Origin of the sequence: Microcystis sp. LE19-195.1E (assembly GCF_027532095.1) — a bacterium.
GTDB lineage: Bacteria > Cyanobacteriota > Cyanobacteriia > Cyanobacteriales > Microcystaceae > Microcystis > Microcystis aeruginosa.
The window spans coordinates 1-1,359 of sequence record NZ_JAPZSZ010000273.1 but is presented as its reverse complement, the minus strand read 5'-3'; the positions used below and the strand labels follow the sequence as shown (position 1 = coordinate 1,359).

The 1,359-nt window shown below is 44.2% G+C and carries 3 protein-coding genes; all 3 read left to right on the top strand.

The window, feature by feature from the left end; translation table 11 throughout:
- Positions 1–178: 178 nt before the first annotated feature.
- The gene (locus O9300_RS15315; protein ID WP_287967709.1) at positions 179–499 is read left to right on the top strand and encodes a DUF4258 domain-containing protein; all 321 of its coding nucleotides are present in this window, start codon (positions 179–181) and stop codon (positions 497–499) included.
- Entirely contained in the window at positions 487–702 is a 216-nt protein-coding gene (locus O9300_RS15310; RefSeq protein WP_046663375.1) for a DUF2283 domain-containing protein, read from the top strand. The genes O9300_RS15315 and O9300_RS15310 overlap by 13 nt, the downstream gene beginning before the upstream one ends.
- 184 nt (positions 703–886) lie before the next feature.
- Complete coding sequence (locus O9300_RS15305; protein ID WP_287972550.1) at positions 887–1,207, top strand: hypothetical protein; 321 nt, start codon at positions 887–889, stop codon at positions 1,205–1,207.
- Positions 1,208–1,359: the final 152 nt, after the last annotated feature.

The following is a 1,359-nucleotide window of genomic DNA, read 5'->3' as shown; positions in this document are numbered from 1 at the left end:
GTAAACTGCGACGACCCTTAATCTTCCTGTTTACCGTCGGTTGTCTGACTAGCGTGGTCGGTTATCGTTTCTATAATCAGCCGAAATTGGCCGTCGGGACTATTTCCCCGGTTACGATTATCGCCCCCGAAGATGCCCGTTCTCATCTTGACTAAGAATTTGCCGATGAGGACAAAACATGAGCAAAAATGATCTATTTTTTGAGATTTTAACCCCTCTTAATTGTACGATCTGCGTCACTGTTACCTATTGGGAAATTATCACCCAGATAAAACATCCTATAATGAAAGGACAAGAAAAATTAGTCCAAGAAACCCTTAGCCAACCTGATGAAATTCGACGTAGCCGCAGTGACCCTAATGTTTATCTTTTTTATAAACTTCAACGACCAAAACGTTGGCTCTGTGCCATTATCCGAAAACTCAATGGTGAAGGCTTCCTAATTACCACTTATCCCACCGATGCAATTAAAGAAGGGGAAATTTTATGGCAGAAGTAAACGTTTATTATGATCCGATGGGCAATACCTTAACCGTGTGGTTTGGCGATCGCTCTTCAGAATATCTCTGCGAAGAAACCGGCGACGAAGTTATTTTAATGAAAAATCAAAAAGGCGAAGTTATTGGTTTTGAAAAACTTAACTATAGGATTTCTGAGAACAGGAATCTTAAAATTTCCCTAGAAACCGCCACCCCTCTTTAAACAATAAAGGCGAAAAATAACACTTGCTAAAAGTGAGCAAGCTTTCAACACTATTAAGGAAAATCAATCAAAATAATCTCTCCTTGTCTAACTTTTCCGTGGTGTGCGGTGCCGGGAGGACTCTGTAACCCTTATTCCCCTTTTTTTCCCGCCCAAAGGCCGGTCGATTTTGTAGGGGCGAACTGTGGTCAGTGAGTTTATCGAACTGCGTTCGCCCACTGGCAATAATAATCGGCCCACCGGCAATAATCAGCCCGCCCGTTTTTTGGGGATTTGGGGCGATTTTTGGGTTATTTGGGCGCACGCAATGCGCCCCTACGGGGTTTTGGGGGGTTGGGCGCACGCGATGCGCCCCTACGGGTTTTGGGGGAATTTGGGTTATTTGGGCGCACGCGATGCGCCCCTACGGGTTTTGGACGCAGCGGAAGGCGAAAAACCCCCGCATCAAGTTAATCTAGATACCTTTCGAGAAAAAATTTTTTTGTACAGGGAGTCCTTAAAATAGAAGAGGGAACCCAAAACCAAGTTGCTGGTATTCTTCCTCTGGGCATGGTGGCGCAGTTTATAGAATTTAGCTGGAATTTATGAATCATTTTCTGCATTCTTTCACTGTTTTTCCTGATTCTGCCCGAAAATCTCGCTCTTACTCCCTGGGTA

Coding starts and splice junctions, on each gene's coding strand:
- O9300_RS15315 (WP_287967709.1), top strand. CDS start 179: ATGAGCAAAAATGATCTATTTTTTGAGATTTTAACCCCTCTTAATTGT.
- O9300_RS15310 (WP_046663375.1), top strand. CDS start 487: ATGGCAGAAGTAAACGTTTATTATGATCCGATGGGCAATACCTTAACC.